At 45.7% G+C, this 21,571-nt stretch carries 17 protein-coding genes; 8 read left to right on the top strand and 9 right to left on the bottom strand.

All coding sequences use genetic code 11. The annotated features are described in order from the left end of the window. The 4 genes from AC1RR2_RS01080 to AC1RR2_RS01065 all read left to right on the top strand — a co-directional run bounded on the left by AC1RR2_RS01080 (window position 1) and on the right by AC1RR2_RS01065 (window position 2,358). Window positions 1–411 (top strand): hypothetical protein, encoded by a 411-nt coding sequence (locus AC1RR2_RS01080; protein WP_493220449.1) that lies wholly within the window; start codon window positions 1–3, stop codon window positions 409–411. Between the two features lie 69 nt (window positions 412–480). After that, complete coding sequence (locus AC1RR2_RS01075) at window positions 481–1,464, top strand: MBL fold metallo-hydrolase (RefSeq protein WP_493220448.1); 984 nt, start codon at window positions 481–483, stop codon at window positions 1,462–1,464. A gap of 83 nt (window positions 1,465–1,547) precedes the next feature. Then, window positions 1,548–1,973, top strand: a complete 426-nt coding sequence (locus tag AC1RR2_RS01070) for a DsrE family protein (protein WP_493220447.1) — start codon at window positions 1,548–1,550, stop codon at window positions 1,971–1,973. Window positions 1,974–2,025: 52 nt separating this feature from the next. After that, window positions 2,026–2,358 (top strand): hypothetical protein, encoded by a 333-nt coding sequence (locus AC1RR2_RS01065; RefSeq protein ID WP_493220446.1) that lies wholly within the window; start codon window positions 2,026–2,028, stop codon window positions 2,356–2,358. A 150-nt stretch (window positions 2,359–2,508) separates the two neighbouring features. Here AC1RR2_RS01065 and AC1RR2_RS01060 read toward each other — a convergent pair whose 3' ends face one another. After that, window positions 2,509–3,978 (bottom strand): M4 family metallopeptidase, encoded by a 1,470-nt coding sequence (locus tag AC1RR2_RS01060; RefSeq protein ID WP_493220445.1) that lies wholly within the window; start codon window positions 3,976–3,978, stop codon window positions 2,509–2,511. Between the two features lie 1,143 nt (window positions 3,979–5,121). On the opposite strand from AC1RR2_RS01060, the gene AC1RR2_RS01055 reads away from it, so the two are divergent. Next, window positions 5,122–7,674 carry a S8 family serine peptidase gene (locus tag AC1RR2_RS01055; protein ID WP_493220444.1) on the top strand — a complete coding sequence of 851 codons (2,553 nt, stop codon included), beginning with the start codon at window positions 5,122–5,124 and terminating at the stop codon, window positions 7,672–7,674. Between the two features lie 313 nt (window positions 7,675–7,987). Here the strand turns inward: AC1RR2_RS01055 and AC1RR2_RS01050 are convergent, their stop codons facing one another. Both AC1RR2_RS01050 and AC1RR2_RS01045 read right to left on the bottom strand, forming a co-directional pair. Next, the gene (locus tag AC1RR2_RS01050; protein WP_493220443.1) at window positions 7,988–10,135 is read right to left on the bottom strand and encodes a hypothetical protein; all 2,148 of its coding nucleotides are present in this window, start codon (window positions 10,133–10,135) and stop codon (window positions 7,988–7,990) included. 272 nt (window positions 10,136–10,407) lie between these two features. Beyond that, window positions 10,408–11,397 carry an NAD(P)-dependent alcohol dehydrogenase gene (locus AC1RR2_RS01045; RefSeq protein WP_493220442.1) on the bottom strand — a complete coding sequence of 330 codons (990 nt, stop codon included), beginning with the start codon at window positions 11,395–11,397 and terminating at the stop codon, window positions 10,408–10,410. 122 nt (window positions 11,398–11,519) lie between these two features. On the opposite strand from AC1RR2_RS01045, the gene AC1RR2_RS01040 reads away from it, so the two are divergent. Further along, window positions 11,520–11,951 carry a DUF2214 family protein gene (locus AC1RR2_RS01040; RefSeq protein ID WP_493220441.1) on the top strand — a complete coding sequence of 144 codons (432 nt, stop codon included), beginning with the start codon at window positions 11,520–11,522 and terminating at the stop codon, window positions 11,949–11,951. A gap of 1 nt (window position 11,952) precedes the next feature. Here the strand turns inward: AC1RR2_RS01040 and AC1RR2_RS01035 are convergent, their stop codons facing one another. Next, window positions 11,953–13,590, bottom strand: coding sequence for a hypothetical protein (locus AC1RR2_RS01035; protein ID WP_493220440.1), 1,638 nt, complete (start codon window positions 13,588–13,590; stop codon window positions 11,953–11,955). Window positions 13,591–13,673: 83 nt separating this feature from the next. On the opposite strand from AC1RR2_RS01035, the gene AC1RR2_RS01030 reads away from it, so the two are divergent. Continuing rightward, window positions 13,674–14,381, top strand: coding sequence for a TetR/AcrR family transcriptional regulator C-terminal domain-containing protein (locus AC1RR2_RS01030; protein WP_493220439.1), 708 nt, complete (start codon window positions 13,674–13,676; stop codon window positions 14,379–14,381). 204 nt (window positions 14,382–14,585) lie between these two features. Next, window positions 14,586–15,428 (top strand): alpha/beta hydrolase family protein, encoded by an 843-nt coding sequence (locus AC1RR2_RS01025; protein WP_493220438.1) that lies wholly within the window; start codon window positions 14,586–14,588, stop codon window positions 15,426–15,428. Window positions 15,429–15,935: 507 nt separating this feature from the next. Here AC1RR2_RS01025 and AC1RR2_RS01020 read toward each other — a convergent pair. The 5 genes from AC1RR2_RS01020 to AC1RR2_RS01000 all read right to left on the bottom strand — a co-directional run bounded on the left by AC1RR2_RS01020 (window position 15,936) and on the right by AC1RR2_RS01000 (window position 21,553). Beyond that, the gene (locus tag AC1RR2_RS01020) at window positions 15,936–16,994 is read right to left on the bottom strand and encodes a sugar phosphate isomerase/epimerase family protein (RefSeq protein WP_493220437.1); all 1,059 of its coding nucleotides are present in this window, start codon (window positions 16,992–16,994) and stop codon (window positions 15,936–15,938) included. A gap of 37 nt (window positions 16,995–17,031) precedes the next feature. Continuing rightward, complete coding sequence (locus AC1RR2_RS01015) at window positions 17,032–18,171, bottom strand: Gfo/Idh/MocA family protein (RefSeq protein WP_493220436.1); 1,140 nt, start codon at window positions 18,169–18,171, stop codon at window positions 17,032–17,034. A gap of 26 nt (window positions 18,172–18,197) precedes the next feature. Beyond that, entirely contained in the window at window positions 18,198–19,079 is an 882-nt protein-coding gene (locus AC1RR2_RS01010) for a hydroxypyruvate isomerase family protein (RefSeq protein WP_493220435.1), read from the bottom strand. 119 nt (window positions 19,080–19,198) lie between these two features. Continuing rightward, the gene (locus tag AC1RR2_RS01005) at window positions 19,199–19,855 is read right to left on the bottom strand and encodes a gluconate 2-dehydrogenase subunit 3 family protein (RefSeq protein ID WP_493220434.1); all 657 of its coding nucleotides are present in this window, start codon (window positions 19,853–19,855) and stop codon (window positions 19,199–19,201) included. An 18-nt stretch (window positions 19,856–19,873) separates the two neighbouring features. Next, window positions 19,874–21,553, bottom strand: a complete 1,680-nt coding sequence (locus AC1RR2_RS01000; protein WP_493220433.1) for a GMC oxidoreductase — start codon at window positions 21,551–21,553, stop codon at window positions 19,874–19,876. Between the last annotated feature and the right edge of the window lie 18 nt (window positions 21,554–21,571).

The following is a 21,571-nucleotide window of genomic DNA, read 5'->3' as shown; positions in this document are numbered from 1 at the left end:
ATGATGCAGGAAAAAAAGGTCGCGGAATTAAGTGATTTAAGTAAAGAACTGGCGCATATTGATAAGTTTAAGATTCCACTTGTTTTACTACTTTCACGTTCTGACTGCCATTTTTGTCACGAAGTCAGAACAAATTATTTGTCACCTTTGGCGCGCACCGTAAGTGAGAATAAACTAGTCATACGGGAGCTGCAATCAGACCTTGTCAAAACATTGATAGGCAGCGATGGAAGGTTAATAGCTGTTAGTGATTTACTCAAACTATTAAAGGTCAATTTTTTCCCAACTGTGGTGTTCATTGACCATCAATTGCGTGTCTTGGCAGAACCATTAATTGGCCTAAATCAATCAGGGTTTTATGGTTTCTATCTAGATCAAAGGATAGAAATGGCGAGCAAGAGCGCTGCATAGCTTGATTGATTATTTGAATGCGAAACTTGAATGTAAAACCACGCCCTACTTAGCGTAGAAAACCTGATTATGAGATTGCAAAATAAATTCGTCCTACTTGGTGCAATGCTGAGTCTGTGGCTAGTTTCTAGCTGCGCGAGCGCGCAAGGTATGTCGTCAGCGAGACAACTGACAGCAATCAAGGTCTCGCCGCATGTCTATTATTTTCAGGGAGAATCGGGCGTAGCCAGTGCCGCCAATCAAGGCTACATGTCAAATGCTGGTTTTGTCATCACCAAGGCTGGCGTTGTGGTGTACGATGCTTTAGCGACTCCGGTGCTTGGTGACGCCATGATCGCAGCAATAAAAAAAATCACATCGCAACCAATAAAAAAAGTCATCATCGGACACTATCATGCTGATCATATTTATGGCTTACAAGCATTTAAGAAAGTGGGCGCCGAGCTGATAGCGCATGAGGGCGGTAAACTCTATTTAACTTCTGAGTTGGCACAGCAGAGACTGGAACAGCGAAAGGCTGAGCTATTTCCCTGGGTCGACGACCAAACTAAGGTCTTGCCTGCCGATGTCTGGTTAAGTTTTTCTGACAAAAAGCCATATTCGTTCAAACTCGGAGGTATGAATTTTCAAATCATAGACAGTAGTGGTGCACATTCATCAGAAGATGTTTTGTTATTTGTTGAAAATGAAAAAGTCCTTTTCGCCGGTGATATTTATTTTTCAGGTCGCATTCCTTTTGTTGGTAATGCCGATAGTCGGGTCTGGCTCAAAACCTTAGATCGCTTACTCGATGTCAAACCCGCGGTAGTCGTGCCTGGTCATGGGAAATATTCCACCAATACCATCGAGGATATGCAATTAACCAAAACCTATTTAGAATTTTTGCGAGAAAAAATGGGAAATGCGGTGCAAGAATTAATCGGATTTGAAGAAGCCTATCAACAAACCGACTGGTCGCGATTTGAAAACCTGCCCGCCTTTAAAGCAGCCAATCGATTAAATGCTTTTGGCACCTATATTCTGATGGAAAAAGAGAGCTTAGAGCGCAAATGAAGCGAGCTTTATGTGACAGTCGGAAGTCCGATAAAAGGTGTATCGCGTCAAAATAATTTTTAACTAATCAACCAGGAGTCAACATGAAATACTTTACAAAATGGCTGAGCGCTACCTTGTTATGCCTGCTCGCCATGACCGCATTTGCTGCTGAGCGTGAGGAAAAAGTCATCTATCACGTGAGCGATAGCGCTAACGCGGCAGCGGCATTACGCAATGCACGAAATCATTTGGATCAAAGCCCACAAGCAAAAATTGTGTTCGTCACCCACGGCCCTGGCATTGATTTCTTACTCGAGGGTGCTGCCGACAAAAATGGCAATCCTTACGAAATTGCCGTGCAAGAGTTAGCCGCACGCAAAGTCGAGTTCCGTGTCTGCAACAATACTCTGGTGAGTCGGAACATCGACAAATCAAAACTCTTGGCCGAAACCACAATCGTGCCTTCAGGCGTGGCAGAAGTTGCGCGCTTACAGATAAGGGAAGGTTTTGCTTATCTGAAGCCTTAAGAAGGAAAATATGTAATCCCGTTGCAATCAGATACCGGGCAGGAGTCCGCATATGAAAACCTTATGGATTTTTACCATCGCTGTATCTGCTTTGTTGTTACAGTTTAGTTTGCAAACGGACGCGCAAGAACGACTTTTTGCCAAAGCAGATACGCTAGCTGGTAAAGCGCTGCATACAGAAAATAACTGCAGCGCCTGTCATCAACAGCGCACGGGTTTGAATGAAAAAGATTTTTATACCCGACCTGATCGTAAGGTAAAGACACAAGAAAAATTAATTTCGCAGATCGAGGTCTGTAATTCTCAGTTGAATTCGGGCTTTTTCCCGGAAGACGAACTCAATATTGCCGCTTTCTTGAATGCTGCTTACTACCATTTAAAATAGGCCGATCAAATTGGCATATGAGATATTGTTTGTGGGATAGCTTAATTTATTATTGAAACATAATTTTGTGTCTTGTTTGAAGCTAAAAAAAGCGCTTAGGGTCACCCCCAAGCGCTATTAACACATGGTACTGCGTATAAAACTAGTTGTTTATGGCGTGCACGTGACGCCTACAGCTGAAAACGCCGCTGTCACATCCGCTTTTACATAACCACGATTCACTGCCGCAGTTTCAACACCGCAGGCGCCTTGATTAAATGTACTAGAGGCGGTCCAATACAAACGATTCGCATCTGCCATCACTTGGAATGCTTTCTGTACATTCCAGCCGGTTTTTGTGGCCAACAAATAAAATGCTTTGTTATAGACGCCGCTGGAGTAATGCACGTCCAAAGTACTCGTGAAGTTAGCAGCGTTATCGATAGAGCGGCCATCTTGCGGCGGATTGTTCATATAACGCAAAGCGCCGGCCGCTTTGTAGATCTCTGCACCAACTTTAAAGTCATTTGAACCCTTCATAAAGAATTCGGCAGCTTCACCGGCCATATCTGAGAAAGCTTCATTCATACCGCCGGACATCCCGGAGTATACCAATCCAGAATTTTGCTCAGTGAAACCATGGCTCACTTCGTGTGAAGTTACATCTAATGAGACCAATGGGTGGAATGTTGTTGCGCCATCACCAAAATACATTGCAGTGCCATCCCAGAACGCATTTTCATAAGCACGTTTGTAATGCACTTTCATTAATAATTTTTGACTAATAGGGCGTACGCCTAGCCAAGTTTGGTACATATTAAATACCACGCCGCCAAAATAGTGAGCGTCGTTCATAGGAGCAAACGCACCATTGATCGCTTTGACTGTATTTCTTGGGCAGGTGAAACTGTGTGGTGTCCTTGGCGTCTTTGTCATCGAATTCATGTTGTACGTCGCGACATTGGTATTGTCCAAAGTACAGGTTGAACCAACTTGGGTTACATTGAGATTGCCATAATTGACGCCGTACTCATATTGACCTGTTTTTGTATTGCCGCCAGGTCCTGTGCCATTCGCATTAGTGATGCCTTCCCATTGCTGCACCACGACGCCAGTATTGGCATCAAGCATAAAGAATGGACGACGCGCTTCTTCAGTATTGGTCGCATTGAAAGACACGACATATACGAGGTGTGGGTTGCCACTTTCGTTCATTTTCACGTACAGCGTCGCCTGATCATTTTCTGTTTCGAAAATTTGGGCTTTTGTTTTAGCTTGAATTAAAGCATCTGCTGCTGAAAAAATCGGTTTTACACTAGGTAAATTTTGATGCAAGTTGCGCATTACGGCACCGCGTAAGGAACGTTTGCCATTTTTTTCGACGTGTTCGATAACTGCTTCGTTCCAGACTGGAACACCTTTGTGCATTTGCACGTGACGTACAACCGTTAGGCCGTTGTCGTATTTCATGCTGCGCTCTGCTTTTAATTCCGAAGCGTTCAGGCCTGCTTGTAAGTGAGCAGCCGAATTGCCTGGCGCAGTTCCAAGGACTTCACGATTTCCAGCTTGTGCGTTAAAAGCACTGGCAATTAATAAGGCCATTAAAGCTGGACGCAACATTTGCTTATGATTCACTACCATTTACTGTCTCCCATTATTGAAAAGTTATGAGCAGCGGGGGAGTCAACAACAGTGGAGTTTAAAATTGCTCCAGCATCGTATTAAACTTAAAGTAGAATTTTCTTTTTGTTTAATTCTTCGGCTTGTGACCGTCGATTTTTCCCATCGCTCTCGCTGTGTCCCAATTCATTCATTTCTATTTGGGCTTCAAATTGTCATTGAAGTGTAACAAAGTGTAGATAAGTGTAGCTAAAAAATATTTCTTAAAAAAATCATATTTAATTCGCTAAATCATTGAATTTCAAATGAATTTTCGGAATTTTATTTGGTTTTCTGAATATCTACGTGTGGTGAGATAAATACGAAAACAAATATTTTCCATTTTTCAATTCAAATGTGAGTCAAGAAATGCAATTTAATTGATGGCAGTGAACTCAAGCTGTGAGAGTCATCCGATTTTATTGCCGTGCTGACTAAGTACAAATCGCGTGTCGTTGTATTGAAGCGAAAAAGGCTGTGATTTTTGAAAGTGAGAGATCGAGACTGACAATTGCTGGCTCATTACAAATTGCTTTTTCTGGAGATTTCGGGGGGGCTTCGATTGAGTTTGAATTAAACATTGAATTAAACGCCAAGCAGGATTTCATAAATATTTTCGCATAATTTATATTATGTCAAATTGAATCAAGCATCTATGCCAATTCTGGTAACTTTAAATGGCCAACCGTGCACCACGCCTGACATCATCTCAAAAAAAATAGATTTGACGCAAATCTATTTCGAAGTCGCTGCAGGTCGATTCCACCTCGCCCATTCGCTCATTGAATCAAGTTTCGAGTTGAAACCGAAGATACACAGAATATTTAAAATGAATGATCACGTTTGATCGCCAACGCTGCTATTTCGAAAACATTTTGCCTAAGAGTCCTATTTCAACCACAGATCGAAAAATAGTTTCTAGATTCTGCTGCGCGAATTGCGTAAATTGCGCTGCGTAGGCTACTATTTTGCACACACTTTGTATGATTTTTTCTTTTCTAGTTTCGTCTCGTTTGTAGTTAAAAACCTTCCTCTGTTTTTTCCGTTAACACTCAATTCTTTTTGCTCTTGCGGCTCTGTAAATACCCGACCGAATTTAGATTTCTTTTAACTCAGGAGAAAATCATGCCAAAATCATATGACGACCCACTCTTCGTAACACAGTGGTACCTTTCGAACACTGGGCAGCGCGGTGGTAATTCAAGAATCGATATTAATATATTGTCTGCATGGGAAAAGTTCACAGGTAAGGGAGTCCTAATTTCGGTCAATGACGATGGCATGGATCTTACCCATCCAGCCTTATCGACTAACCTGCTTACTGATCTTACGTATGATGGCGTGCGGCTCACCGTAGGGATGGGATTCGAAAAAGCTGATAGCGCACACGGCACCGTGGTCGGTTCCATCATAGGCATGGCGGCGAACGACGGTATCGGAGGCATCGGAGTCGCCTATGATGCCAAGATAATTCCTGGCTTAGCGGTTGCTGATGGAGTTGACACAGCCAAGCTTTTTCTTGCCAACCTTGCCGCCGGTGCCAGTGTCAGTGTTAATTCCTGGGGCAAGGATCCAGCATTTGCAGAGAATTTTGGTGTTTCTGGAAGTGCGGAAGATATCGCCTGGGGCGCCGCCCTGATTAGAGCCGCAAATGAAGCACGTAACGGTCTAGGTATGATTATTGAGGTGTCGGGGGGCAATGAGAGGGCCAATAAAGCGGATGTTGGTTTATCTAATTTCACTAACAACAAACTTACTATTGCTGTCGGTGCGATCGATGAAAATGGGAAGCCAACGCCATACTCGACACCAGGAGCTAGCCTACTTGTGAGCGCGCCGGGAGGCGTTGCAACTCAAGAGCAGCCGATCAATATTGGATATGGCATTATGTCCGCTGACATACAAGGTAGTGGGGGTTACAACACGACAGCAGGCGCCGAGGGTGACTACGCGTTTCAGAACCAAGGTACTTCGTATTCGGGGCCTATGGTCGGTGGTGCTGCAGCACTGATACTTCAAGCGAATCCCGGTTTAGGTTTTCGAGACGTTTCCACCATCTTGGCAATGACTGCGCGCAAGGTCGACGAGGATAATCCAAGTTGGGTGAAAACTGAGGGGGGGTATTGGAATTTCGGCGGCATGCATTTTTCGCGAGACTTTGGTTATGGATTAATTGACGTCTCTGCAGCTACGCGTCTTGCCGAGTCTTGGGGACAAGCTGCTGGCACTTATGAGAATTGGAAAGTCGCAGAAGGTGTTTCAGCTAACGCCACCAGTGCGATACCAGATGATAGTTCGTCTGGGTTAATGGTGTCAGCGACCTTAAGTAGTAACATCAAAATCGAACGTATGGAATTTGATCTCAATCTCACCGCTGACAACCCTAGCCAATTAAAAGCCACTATTACGTCTCCCTCTGGCACCACGATTACACTATTCGATCAACCTCTTACCAGAGGCTTAGTAGATGGCGCGCCCGATATGAAAAATCCAGAATCGGCTTGGCCAAATACATTCACGATAGGTTCGACCGCTTTTCTAGGTGAAACCAGCGCAGGAACATGGACTCTGACTTTGACCGATATGGTCACTGGATCTGTCGCCAACTACAACAGCTTGACAATTCGAGCTTGGGGATCAGCTATATCACTCGATTCACAATACATTCTGACGAATGAGTTTAATTCAATCGACTTTATTTTGACCGACGATACTGGTATCGACACAATTAACGCATCTGCCACAGAATCTTCGGTGAACATCAATCTTCAGGCTGGAGGCGCGTCATCAGTCGGTACTGGCAGTTTTGCGATAAGTGCGAATACCACGATCGAAAATGCAATTGGTGGTTTGGGCGACGATCGCCTGCTCGGAAATGCAGCGAATAATATCTTGCGTGGCAATGCTGGCAATGACCAGCTAAATGGCGGCGCAGGTACCGATACCGCTTTCTATTCGGGTACAAGGAAGGATTACAATATACTTAAACAAGGCGCGATTTTCACGGTGAGCGATAAACTTAGTACCGACGGAACAGATCAACTTAGTAATATGGAGATCATGCAGTTTTCCGACATGCTGATTAATTTGAAAATCGGCGAAAATGCAAAAACGATAGATAGCGTTTCACTTAACACAATTATTGAGTTGTATATTGCTTATTTTAATCGTGTACCGGATGCCGATGGTATGAGTTATTGGATTGACCAAAATCGCAAAGGTACATCAATCGAAGAAATAGGAAAGTCATTTTATTCCGCGGCCATTAGCCCGACATTTTCTGCACTAACCGGGTATTCCAGCTCAATGGACAATGTCGACTTCGTCAAGATAATTTATTCAAACGTTTTGGGAAGAACCGAAGTCGACGCTGAAGGACTCAATTACTGGTCCACGTCGCTGGTCGACGGTACGCAAACTCGTGGCACTTTGATCAAAACAATCCTCAATTCAGCCCATAGTTTTAAAGGAAAAACGGACTATGGCTGGGTTGCAGACCTATTAGATAATAAGGTTAAAGTCGGTATTTATTGTGCGATTGAACAGGGAATCAACTACAACTCACCTGAGGAAATGTATTCCAAAGGCGTTGCAATCGCGAAATTGATTACGCCTACCGACACCAGTGCAGCCATCGCTTTGGTTGGCATCAATGACCAAGGATTTACATTGGCTTAAAAAAACTTGGAAACCAGAGAAGTATAGGCGCCACCTCGGAATAGACATGGCGGCGAACGACCGTATCGCGCAGAGCCTGCTGTTCTTAAATAAAATAGAAGGCTTTCGTGAGACCAGCGTGTCGCAGAGAGTAGATGTTACGTAACCGAACCAACACAACCACTCGCATTGGTTTGTGGATAGTGCAATTGAGGATGCACACCCTACTTCCACTATTGAAATATGCAGGGAGTATCTCTACGCAAATAAGCTTGAGCGACCAAGCTCAAGAGCTTGTGTTCGCCCAAAACCTATCTCCAATACCCCAAGATACTTACTGGTAATTCACATTAATTCGATAATTGCTGCTGACACCGAGTGGGCTCTTCATTTGCAGGAAGATGTGGCCGGTACCTGTAGTGCAATTGGGTGTCGGCGTCAGGGTTAGGGTGTGTCTGGTGCCTTGTCTGGTCGGTAAAAATGGTGCGATCACAAAGGGCGCCAGAACACTAGGTTCAAATATAGAACCGGTCACGCCTATGGGATCCTGCAAACTTAAGATGGTGCCTGGTGGCATGGTATACCCGTTCCTGTCAGTCACGGTCAAATCGAAAGTTTGTGGCACGCAGTTTGCGGCTGAGAAGTTAACGATGGACGGCACATCAGAAATATTGCCGCTTGAAGCACTATTGATAAAACTGACCGAACTACTTAGAGTGGCGCTGCCATCTGTGGTGCTTGCTACTACAGTGACGACAGGTTTAGCTGGCGCCTGGCTGCGCCAGACTACTTGGCACTGACCATTTTGCGTCAGGCATCGGGCATTATCTGCGCTGCCATTATCACCAATAATCGCACCACTATCCGTGGTAAAAACGACAGGTGTGCCATTCGCTACCACGCCGCCATTTGCGTCTGCCAACATGACAGAAATGACATTACGAGTGCCGCCAAAGTCAAAGCCCTCGACGACATAGTTTTCCATATACATACCAAAATTCCTTTGCGTCGGCAGGCCGGTGGTCACGGTTACGGTATCAGATATGGCACTAATTGGCATGCCATCCACGGTGCCGACTACCCGTAATGTCGTTGGTTTGCTGCCTGAGTGCACAACAGCCGTCACCATACCCGCGCCGTCCGTGATGCCCGAGGTGGCGACCAGGCTCACTGCCTCTGTGCTTTGCACTGAGAAATTTAGCTTAGTATTGGCGATGCCAATATTTGAGCTATCAACTACTTGAAACTTCAATAAGGCAATTTCAGTACGACCATTGCCCCCCGCGCCTTGAATCACGATAGAGTTGGTCGACGGTGTGGCCGCCACAAAGTTGACTGCTGCTGGCGTTGCAGCTGCCTGCGCCCCTACCTGAAAATTGGCCTTAGCGCTGATAACTTGAGAACCAACTATAGTCGCGGCGGCAGTGATAGAACCCGCCCCACTACCTACACCCGGTTTTAAACTAATCGTTGCCACGCCATTCGCATCGGTGAGCGCAGTTCCTGATGTGGGAAACAAACTGGCAATGCCGGAATCGAGGGTATAAGTCACCACTACGTTCGCAGCAGGTACACCTAATTGATTCACCAAGCTGGCACGAGCAGTTAAACTATTTGCTGCAGAAATTGAATTGGAGGGAGCGCCGTTCAAATCAAGTAAAGTGAGCTGAATTTTCCCTTCCGGTGGATTGTTATTCGTATTTGGACTGACCGCAAATGTGGCTTTTGTGCTGATCGATGCGTTGCCAGTTACGTTTGCTGTTGCCGTCAAGGTGCCGGCGCCAGAGCCAGTTCCTATCGTCAAATTAACGATGGCTATTCCATCTGCATTGGTCAAGGCAGTGGCACTGGCCGGCTGTATGCTTGCAATCGCGGTATCAATACTAAAACTAACTACCACGTTGGACGCGGGCAAGCCTTTGTTATTTAATACTGATGCACGCACAACTAAAGTATTCGTGCCAGATAAGACATTCGTCTTGATTCCATTATTATCGCTTAGAGCCAACTGAATTTGACCATCGCTTAACACCACGCCGGTACCGGCTGTCACGGCAAATGGTACTTCCGCCTTCACGGACTCAGCCGCACCGGCAGGCTTGGCCTGCACCGCCAAGGTGGTTGCACCAGCCTGACTTCCGGCGGTAAGTGCAATTTGTGCCTGACCTTTAGCATCGGTCAATGCTGTACCGCTGACCGGATTAAGTACGGCCAGCGCATTTTGCAAAGTAAAGCTCACGACCACGTTAGCAGCCGGTTTACCGTCAGTCCCCGTAACTAATACTTTGGCTGCAAAATTTTTGCCCGCCTCAAAACTATTTCCACTACTACCATCTGCATTCACTAAAGCCAGGCTAATAGCGCCATTTGGAAGTTGTGTTCCTGCATTTTGAGCGCCAGGAGCACCGACCCCACCACCTCCACAGGCCACCAGCAGGATTAATTGTAAGAGTAAACATAAACGACGAATAATTTGACTCACACGTATTTCCTTTTGATTTAATTGGCAAAGCCCTTGCACGACACTAGATGTTTCTGCTCTGTTATGACTGCTGGATTATCTTGAAATCGTTATCATCGATAAGAGTGATGCTTTCCATACACAAAGTATCACACAGGCAAGGCGGTTTAATCAACTATTCGCGGATTAGCAACTGGTCGCAAGGGGCAACACTAGGCCACTACTCAAGCTAGTCGGCTCTGGTGTCCTTCTGCGATACGCAACAGCTAGAGTTCGGTGTGTAAAAATAATAACTAGGCGTTCATTTCTATTGCCACATTTCCCTTCTTAAATCCCTGTAGAACATAAGAAAAAGCAGCAGCGATAGTTTGCAACTTATATGATTTATCAAGTACAGGGGTGAACCGGCCTTCTTCTATTTGTGTTCGGATGAATGGAAGGCTTACTCGCGGTGGGCAAGGGAAAGGAAAGATGACACTTTGCCGACTAAACAGTTGTGTGTTTAATTTTCTGCTCAGTTTGCTTATCAAAGGGAGGTAGAGATTTTGGGCATAGGCACCCAGTTCAGAGGAAACATAGACACCCTCTTTTTGCAGGATTTTACGGCATTGAAAGTAGGAACTCTTTCCAACGGCATCGAAGATAAAATCGTATCGAGTAACTTCTTGGGTAAAGTCATCGGTAGCGTAATCGATCAGTCTCGCCGCACCTAAAGACATCAAACAATCCTTGTGGGTGCTTGCGCTGACAACCACAACTTCTGCGCCAAGTGCCACACAAAATTGCAGTAAGGCCGAGCCGATCGCACCGCTGGCACCATTAATCAGTATCTTACTTCCTGGTTTTATGCTGACTTTGTTGAGGTAGTTGTAGGCATAATGCGCGCCTTCCAAACTAACCGCTGCTTGTGTAAAAGAGAGTCGTTGCGGGATGCTGGCGATGGCCTCGGTTTCTTTGATGACTAAGTATTCAGCATGAGCGCTCAAGCCAAGATCATTAAAACCAAAGATGCGCTCACCAGCTTTGAAGGATAGAATCTCACTACCGACTTCCATCACTTCACCTGAAAATTCCGTTCCCAGTATAGGATTGCGCGGCTTAAACAAGCCTAAGAAAAAACGCATAATAAATGGACTGCCTTTCAACATGGCGCAGTCGGTTCGATTGACGGAAGTAGCCATGACTCGCACCAATAATTCCCTTACGCCTGGCTTCGGCGCGGGAATCTCCTCGATAGTCAGTACCGATGGTGGGCCATATTTTTTGTAGATGCTTGCTTTCATGTCGTCGTCATTCCTTTTTTAGCCATGCAGCTATAAATCTAAAAATAGGCATGATAAACTTACGCTGTAAGTTTTATTGCGTGACAAATGCCCTATTTGATTTTCAAAACCTTTAAAATCCTATGCTATTTCTGACTCTCAAATTCATGCATATCTGTGCATTGATGTTTCTTTTTTCTGCGAGTCTATTTAAGAATATCCGACTCTCACAATCGCCGCTCACTAAGATTCAGCTACAGCAAGTCAATCTGGCCGATAAAGTATCCGGCACCGCTGCCGCGCTCATGTTGATTTCTGGATTGATGATGATTTTCTCGACACAAAATGAAAATCTCTTTCGACTACAACAGGTGACGTTCTGGCTAAAAATGGGCGTATTTGTGTCCGCAAGTTTACTGATCATCTACACCAAAGTCTATCTACGAAAAGCCGCGTCCAGAATTATTTCTGAGAACATCAAGGTACCTCGCGCCGTATTGTTTATCCTGCGCATGGATTTAGTGGGTATTTTGTTACTCGTATTTTTGGCCATTTGCATGGTGCGTGGCTACTAGTTCATTTCAATTTTCGCAGCAGTTTTTCGATATCAACAGCATAAAAATGTTGCGGTGCTTCGTAGCTTGAGTGACACGCTACCTCTACCGGGTCGGCATTTGCCACCTGCAAATTGGCACGGTGTTTTGTCTTACATGCGGCGGTTAATGCCGGCAGCGCCTGACGATTACCAAACAATGAGTAGCCCTCGACACCGGTAATTTTCATGCCTTTTTTGAGCGTACGGCAAGTCTTAATGTCATCAATAATTAAACCATCGCTGGCTTCGAAAACACTGCTTTCGCCACAATCATCTTTCATCAACAGCGAAAATGCTTTCTTGAGCATCAAATTTACTTGGGTTTGATTGGGCGCGATTTGTTTAGTTAGTTGGGATTTTTGAAAAAAATCTTGCCACACGCTTTGTACGTTCTTTTGCCCAGAAAATAGTTGAGACAACCATGTCGGATGACAGTCAATCGCCTGCCCACATTCGATTGCATCATAAAAATCAGGACGCTCACCTTGCTGTATGTGTTCGTAAAAATCGCCAAAATTTGCGATTGCGCTTGCGTGATTTTGTCGTGTTGCAAGGCCATATACATAGGCAGCCAAACCACAGCGATACGCTAATTGTCTGGTGCCTATAAATTGGGAGGATAAAGACTGCCAGGAACGACCATCCGTATCTAGCAAACAACGACTTAGGGCATCATCCAGATCTTGTGCGGCTTCTTGATGATTGAACCAGCCCATTTGTATCGAAGTAAACCAACGTAAGAATTCACCACCGCCTTCATGAATCACTCGGCTGATGGGATAGATATCGACTTCATCACGTTTTTGAAAACGATGACTAAATTCATGTGCGACAAAATTGGTAAGCGTAGTTTTGGCATATGGGGTTAATTCTTCGGGCCAGTTAAATAGGCTCAAGCGTAAAACATTGCCAGCGTCGCCATCAAAACCCATATCGCCAGGATGCTTCACATTCGCAGTCGCGATGATGGGCATCATAAATTGTGCCTTGGGCATAACGGACTTTAAATAGTCTATGGTTTTCTCAGACACGTCTTTAATTCGCGCCTGACTAGCGCTGGCAATAGATGGATCAAAGTAGCTAATTACGCCCTGTTCTACCGTCAACGCGGATGGTGATAGTAGCGCTGGAAAAGTATAATCTCCAGCGATAGTGGTACGCGCTTGCGTCTTGACCAAGTGTCCTTCGTAAGCGACGTAGGGCGCTACGAACTCATAGCTGATTGCACCACAGCGATCATCAACCTGGTAGTTGCTGGTATGTAGGTAAATTGCATCGCCCATAGGTGCAGCAGCCGGATAGCCTGTCACTTTGTTGACACTAGCTGGCACAGTAAATTCTGCGACGCTGCAACTTGAATTAGTTGATCGTAAAAAGTCACCATCGATTTGAAGGCAGCTATCGTCTCCCTTCCAGGCACGGCGAATTAAAGCCGCTCCCGGCCCGTCTTTTTCAAAGCGCAGTACCGGGCAATTAGGGGGCAAACTATATTGCACCCTCAATCCTTGATCGGGCACTAAACTTAGTTTGATGTTGACTTGTGCACTGGCGTGAAAAGGCATTAAAACGAGAGCAATGAGCGCTGTGGTGAAGATTAACTGTTGAAGATTTTTGGGCATCGTAGTTGGATTGATTTATAGTTCGGGTATGCTACCCAGAGAATTATCTTACTTACACTGTAAGTATGTCAAGGAGATTGATTTTGCTTGTAAAGAAGAATGTTGAATCTGAACGTATTCGCCTGTCGCGCGATGCCGTTATTCAAGCGGCGATTGAGCTAGTTGGACGAATTGGTATTGACGCCCTGTCTATGCGTAAGTTGGCAGAAACCTTGGGCGTAGAGGCCATGTCTTTGTACAACCACGTCAAAAATAAAGAAGACTTGCTCGATGCCATGGTCGATACCGTGGTGGGAGAAATGTATCTGCCAAGTACCAAGGCACCATGGCGACGGGAAATCCGTAAGGCCGCGCTCTCCTCGCACAGAGTCTTAATCAAGCATTCGTGGGCCAGTCTATTACTCGTTTCACGTCCATCCATCGGCGTTTCAAAATTAAAACATTTTGATGCGACGCAAGGCTGTTTTTGTCATGCTGGCTTCAGTCCCCAAATGGCTGATCAGGTGCGCAATGTCATTGACGGACACTTATACGGCTTTACGCTACAAAAGCTACTTTACCCTACGGCCGAAGGCGATTATGCACAAGCGGCAGCACAGTTTCTGCCTATGTTGCCGCAAGACTTGTATCCCCATTCGCGCGCATTGGTGCAGCAAGTCGCCGATGGCAACTACGATGGACAGCATTATTTCGAATTCGGTCTCGATTTGCTTTTAGATAGCATTGAGAATATCTTGAACCTGCAATTGAAGAAGAAGCCCAGCAAAACCTCACGCCCTCGTTCTGAGTGACAAGCGCTTAAAACAAACCACAAATTAGTTCGCTTTAAGTGTCACGTCTATGTAGACGGCGTGCCTGAGTGCATTTTTTTAACTGAACTTGTGCCCTATCTCTTTATTCGATTCAGTCGCTGGTAAATAATGTCACACAAAACTTACAGTGTAAGTGTAAAATGCTGGTCAAAACTTCTTAAGCAATCAAACCTCAAGGCGTCCATGAAAAAAATATTTATCCTTCTCGCTGTGCTGTACTCACTTATCACGACTGATGCGCAGGCGCAAAATGTCGACTACGAGATTAAGAAAGTCAATTATAAAAATCTGGTTGCCAAACTCTATTTACCGAAAACGGAGGGAAAAGTACCGGCGGTTATTGCCTTCGGCGGTTCAGATCCGACATGGGCGCATGCAGATGCCAATGGCGCCATGATGGCCTCACATGGCATTGCGGTAATTGGCGTCGTGTATTTCAAAATGGATCCATCGCTGCCGGCGAGTTTGGATCAAATTCCTATGGAATATTTCATCGACGCTATCGACTACGCAGCAACAGAACCACGGATTGATGCGAACCGACTTGGCGTGGTCAGTGGCTCGCGTGGTTCGGAAGCTGGATTTCTGCTTGCGATTTTAGATCAAAGAATAAAGTCAGTTGTCATCACAACACCAAGTAAAGTCGCCTGGTCAGGAATGACTAGCGGAAAATCGGCTTGGACTTATCGCGGACAAGATATCCCTTCATTAAGCCTGCCAGATTTAGAAAATGCGACTCAGATTGAGCGCTTTCAAAAAGCCTTAGCCAATGAAAAGCTGGTCAAACAGGCGATGTTTGCCTTCGAAAAAATTAATGGCCCTATCTTGCTTGTGTCGGCCAGCAATGATCAAATTTGGCCTGGCACGTCTATGACGAATGATATCGTCGATTATCTAAAACAGAAGAATTTCAAATTTGAAGTCATCCACAAATCCTATCCCACCGGACATGGATTTAGTCGTGAAACCGCACCTGAAATTAAGCAAATGATCATAGACCATTTTGTCCGGACTTTAAAAAACTAGGGCTTAAATTCAAATTTGGTTTCAGGCGGGTAGACGACTTACTCTAAAAAAACCAGTGTGTGACTTTTTCTCGGTCTTTGACCTTATTTCACAAATAAATCAAGATTGAGTAAGGCATTTGTGCTGGCCATCACAAAAAATATTCTTCGCCCAAATTAAGATACGCCTATCACTCTTAATCACCGCAATAAAAAAGGAATATTGACATGTTGGCCGCAATCAAAGATTACAAAGAATGGCGTAGTTACAAAGTTCCAGTTGGACAAGCAATTCGTCTGACTTGGAAAAGTAAAATGGCTATTCTTGTAAAATAAATCCCTTAAAGCTGGCCGGTATTAAGTACAGATACGCCTGTGTTTTCTGTACTTAATATGCTTTTCATGTAGGCTCTTTTCTGCACTCCGCATCAGCACACAAGCAAGGCACTAGCAGTCTGAATTTGCGCAAATTCCTGACTAAAATCTCAGCTCAATGAGTACCAAACAAAGCACCTAATTAAGCACCGATTTAAGCACCTATCCCTAATAGTTTCTGCAGTGCCTGCGTATCAACTGCACTCGCCGCAAAATCATCAAAAGCGCGCTCTGATGTTGGAATAATATGGCGCTTGATAAACTCGGCACCTTCGCGCGCGCCGATCTCACTCTCTTTCAGGCAGCATTCCCACTCCAGCACTGCCCAGCCGCTGTAATCGTATTGCGCCAATTTACTAAAGATGGCCGTGAAATCGACCTGACCATCACCTACGCTACGAAAGCGCCCCGCCCTTTCAAGCCAAGGCGCGTAGCCGCCGTAGACACCGCATTTACCCGTGGGATTAAATTCGGCATCCTTGACGTGGAACATACGAATGCGTTCGTGGTAGATGTCGATGAAGTCGAGGTAATTGAGTTGCTGCAAAACGAAATGACTAGGGTCATACAGCATGTGGCAGCGCTGGTGCTGACCAACCGCATCCAAAAAACGTTCGAAACTCAGACCATCATGTAAATCTTCGCCGGGGTGAATCTCATAGCAGAGATCAATGCCATTTTCCTCATAAACGTCCAGTACAGGCTGCCAGCGTTTTGCCAATTCGGCAAAGGCCAGCTCGACCAAGCCATTAGGACGTTGCGGCCATGGATAGATATACGGCCAGGCTAAGGCGCCAGAAAATGTGACGCTGGCATTTAAATTTAAACGACGTGAAGCTTGGGCCGCGAGTTTCAGTTGTTCACTCGCCCACAGCGTCCTGGCAGCTGAATTACCATGCACTTGCTTGGGCGCGAAACTGTCAAATAGGCTGTCGTAAGCAGGATGTACCGCAAGACATTGCCCTTGTAAATGCGTCGATAATTCGCTGATCACGAGACCGTGTTCAGCGAGTTTGCCAGCGACTTCATCGCAATACGTTTGGCTCATAGCTGCTTGCTCTAGATCGAAAATATGGCTGATATTGCTAGGCATTTGTACGCCGACAAATCCTTTATCTGCGGCCCATTTGGCCAAACCTTCTAGCGTATTAAATGGTGCTTCGCCTCGAATAAACTGCGCAAGAAAAACCGCTGGGCCTTTGATGGTTTTCATAAAGTGACTCTCAATTTTGTGTAGTTCGGCTGTCGTCTTAAGAACGCAATTCTGTCCACGCCGAATCTTGGCTAGATGAACGGATACACGCTTCGATGAAGCAAAGATCTAGATAAGCAGGCATAGCATTATGTTCAACATTGAACTTGGAAGAAGTTGTGAGCGATTGCGCAAATTCTTTATATAAAACCGCAAATGCCTCTAAATAGCCCTCAGGATGCCCCGCTGGAATCAGGCTGACATCGCGACTGGCCTGGCTAATTTGATGCCGTGCGCGACTCAATATTTGGCTTGCACCGTCTAAACTGGAAAAACTCAGTTGATTTGGTTGTTCCTGACACCAGTCAAGTGCGCCCTTATCGCCAAAAATTTGTAGCCGCAAATGATTTTCTTTGCCAACAGCCACCTGACTACTCAATAAGCTACCGCGCGCACCATTGGCATAACGCATAAACACTTGGGCATGGTCATCCAAAACTCTACCCTGAACAAACGAATGTAAGTCTGCCGCAATTTTGCTTGGTGTCATTCCAGTGACAAAATGCGCCAGATTAAAGGCATGCACACCGATGTCACCGAGACAGCCTGCTGCGCCGGCTTGTTTGGGATCGGTGCGCCAACTTGCTTGCTTTTGGCCGGATTGTTCGATTGCTGTGGCTAACCAATCCTGGCTGTACTCGACTTGAATAATGCGGATTTCGCCCAGATCGCCGCGTCGTACACGCTCACGTGCTTCCCGTATCATCGGATAGCCAGTGTAATTATAGGTCACGAACAAATGCTTGCCTGTGCGCTGGCTGATCGCAATCAGTTCGCTGGTTTCCGCGCTGGTCATAGTCAAGGGTTTGTCGCAAATGACGTGTATGCCCAGCTCCAGAAAACATTTTGCAATCGGAAAATGCAAGTGATTGGGAGTCACGATGACTACTGCCGTTATGCCATCCTGACGCGCCGATTCAGCCTGTGCCATTGTCAAATAATCAGGATAACTGCGCGCGGCGGGAACCCCAATTTCTTCGGCGCTGGCCTTAGCACGCTGAGGATCTGAAGAGAAACAAGCTGCTTGCAGCGAATAGCCATCACAGATACGCATCGCGATTCTATGTACATTGCCGATGAAGGCCCCTTGCCCACCACCGACCATGCCGATACGGATTTTTTGTTTAGTGTTGTCCATACTAATTGCTAGAGTTGGCTTTGAGTTTACACATCACACAATAAAATAGCGCGCTTCAAGGAACTGGCTTTTTCTTCCGGCGTGTTACCTGAGGGAGAAAATTCTTGTGCGACATAACCTTGAAAACCTGTGGCATGTATGGCCTTCATAATGGCGCGATAGTTCAGCTCCTGATTCTCAGTAATCTCACCTCGTCCCGGTACACCGCCCGTGTGGTAGTGACCGATATACGGCGCGCACTTACGCAAGCGCCGGATGATATCGCCTTCATTGATTTGTACATGATAGATATCGAATAGCATCTTCATATTGGGTGAATCTATCTGTTTGCATAACTCCAAAGCCCAATCACTACTGTCGGCCATATAGTCGATATGATCCACCCGGCTATTGAGAATTTCCATATGTAAGATCACGCCGTGCTTTTCCGCATGAGACATGATTTTTTTGAGCCCATCGACACAATTCTTTAGGCCAATTTCATTGTCCATGCCGCGCCGGTTGCCGGTGAAACAGATCAGGTTTTTATAGCCCGCTTTGGCGACCAGTTCTATATGCTCGAGGTAATTTTTAATCAAGGTGGGATGGTATTGAGGATCATTCCAGCCATTCTTCAAATTAATTTCAGCACCATTGCACATAGACGAATCTATGCCGTGCGCCTTCAAGATCGGCCATTCCTTCGGGCCAATTAAGTCCACGGCAGAAAAACCCATACCTTTTACCAAACCACAAAGTTCGGGCAAGCTCAGGTGAGAAAAAGTCCAGCGACACACAGAATGATGGATATTGCCTTTCAAAGATCCTGAAGTTTGTGCCATCGCCAGATTGATGGCGTTTGGTGCGAGCATTGCGATAGCGCCCAATGAGAGTTGCTTTAGCATACTGCGACGATCTAGTGCATACATAGCGTTCCTTTTTTTATTCAAAGCAAATAGGACAATCAAGTAAATTGTAGGGCGGGTGAAACCCGCGCTGCTCAGATGTTCAATTGGGTGGCGGCGCGGGTTTCACCCGCCCTGCTGAATTATCCCCAAGCACGTTGCCCTTTGATATAAGGTACATTGCCGTCATAACGCCCAGGTACCGCCACATAACGCAAGGTTTTTGTTGCACCGGTTTCCGAGGTAAAGAAACCTAGTAAGGTCAATTGTTTTACCATGGTATAAAAATGCTTAGGCAGGCTTTCAAATTCTTTTTGCAGCGCGAAATTATTATCTTTGTTCTCGGTCTCTAAGGCGTGACGCCGTTCTTTGTCGCGCTCAGATTGTCCCGCATTAAAGCTTTTCGCTTCCTTTTCCAGGCTCACTAACAGTGCATGCCTTTGTTTGGCATTCATACCGAAAAAAGTTTTCTGATACTGAGCCAAACATAGGGCGGGAAAATGCTTTAAGCCTTCGAGAAAAGCCGCTTGCTGCGCCGAGGTATAGCAATCACGCACCATGATTTCCATGAAGCTGCCGACTTTGGCGGCTTTGGCTCCTGGCGTATCCGTCTTAGGGATAATCGTTTCCGCAATTTCATCGAGCAAATTGATATCGCGCGCGGAAAAAACTAAACCATCATGTGTCGCCGTATTGGTAGCAGATAAACCTGTTTCTGCGTGCAAGGCGAATGCTTCACCACCGATCACTGCCATACCTGTCATGCTGGCGACCATTTGTAAGAGTTCTCTTCGATTCATTTTTTTCCTCTTAGCTTGTTATAAGTTTCCGCGTTTTAATTCATTCACAGCAAAATCGGCGGCACGCGCAGTCAATGCCATATAAGTCAAGGATGGATTAACACATGAACTTGAGGTCATGCAAGCACCATCCGTAACAAAGACATTGGGTGCATCCCAAACTTGGTTATTCGCATTCAAAACGGAAGACTTAGGATCACGTCCCATGCGAGCGGTGCCCATTTCGTGTATGCCTGCGCCGACGGCATAACCGCTGTCATAGGTATAGACGTTTTTTAAACCCGCAGCCGTCAGCATTTCTTTAGCGTCATTTACCATATCGATGCGCATACGTTTTTCATTCTCTTTCAGCTCAACGTCCATCGCCAATACCGGTAAACCCCACTTGTCTTTCTTCGTACGATCCAGGCTGATCTTGTTAGAATGATCTGGCAACATTTCGCCAAACGCAGTCATGTTAAAACCCCAGTTTTCAGACGGAACACTCATCGCTTCTTTAAGCTCTTTACCTATCGTAAATTCGGCAATCTCCACACCACGACCGCGTCCTGCTCCCCCTTGATAGCCAAAGCCACGCAAATAATCACGTTTGTCGTTATAGACATTGCGGAAGCGTGGCACATAGATACCCGTCGGACGTCGACCGAAATCGTACTTATCGCTGAATCCTTCTACCGTACCACCCGCACCTAATTTGAAATGGTGATCCATGACATTGTGTCCCAGCTCGCCACTACTACTACCCAAACCGCCTTCCCACACATCAGTGGCAGAATTCATCAACACCCAGGTTGAGTTAAATGAAGATGCGCAGACAAAGACAATTTTCGATTTAAATTCATAGGTTTGATTGGTCTCAGCATCCAGGACTTCGACGCCGCGTGCGCGCTTGGTGTTTTTGTCATAGAGAATTTGCGTGACTATAGAAAATGGACGCAAAGTCAGACGCTTGGTCGCCATCGCCGCGGGCAAGGTCGAAGATTGCGTACTGAAATAGCCACCAAACGGACAACCACGCCAACATTTATTACGGTACTGACAGTTCACCCTGTCTTGCAGCGGTTCAGTAATATTGGCGGAACGACCTATGATCAAATGACGCTGACCTTGATAGATTTCTTCCAGGCGTTTCTTGACGTGTTTTTCAGCACAATTTAATTCCATTGCCGGCATAAAATGACCGTCAGGTAAAACATCCAAGCCATCTTTGCTGCCTTGAATACCAGCGAATTTCTCTACATAGCTATACCAAGGCGCGATATCTTCATAACGAATCGGCCAATCTACAGCTACACCTTCCTTCGCATTCGCTTCAAAATCCCAGCGGTTAAAACGGTAACTTTGACGCCCCCACATCAACGAACGACCGCCGACGTGATAGCCACGGAACCAGTCGAATCGCTTTACTTCGGTGTAAGGGCTTTCGCTGTCCTTCGCCCACAAATCAAGTACGGTTTCGTTGAGCGGATAGTCTCGTTTTAAAACAGGATAATCTTCTATCATCTTTTGGGTGCGACCACCGCGATGAGGAAATTCCCAGTTCTCTTTCATGGCGTTGACATAACCTTTGACATGTTCAATATCGCGTCCACGCTCTAGCAATAAAACCCTTAAACCTTTTTCAGTCAATTCTTTAGCAGCCCAGCCACCGCTTATGCCTGAGCCGATTACGATTGCGTCATAAAAATTGTCGTCCATATTTTTCTTCTTAAAAAT

The organism is Undibacterium sp. GW821-FHT11H02 (assembly GCF_058808015.1).
This window is presented reverse-complemented; position numbering and strand designations above follow the sequence as displayed.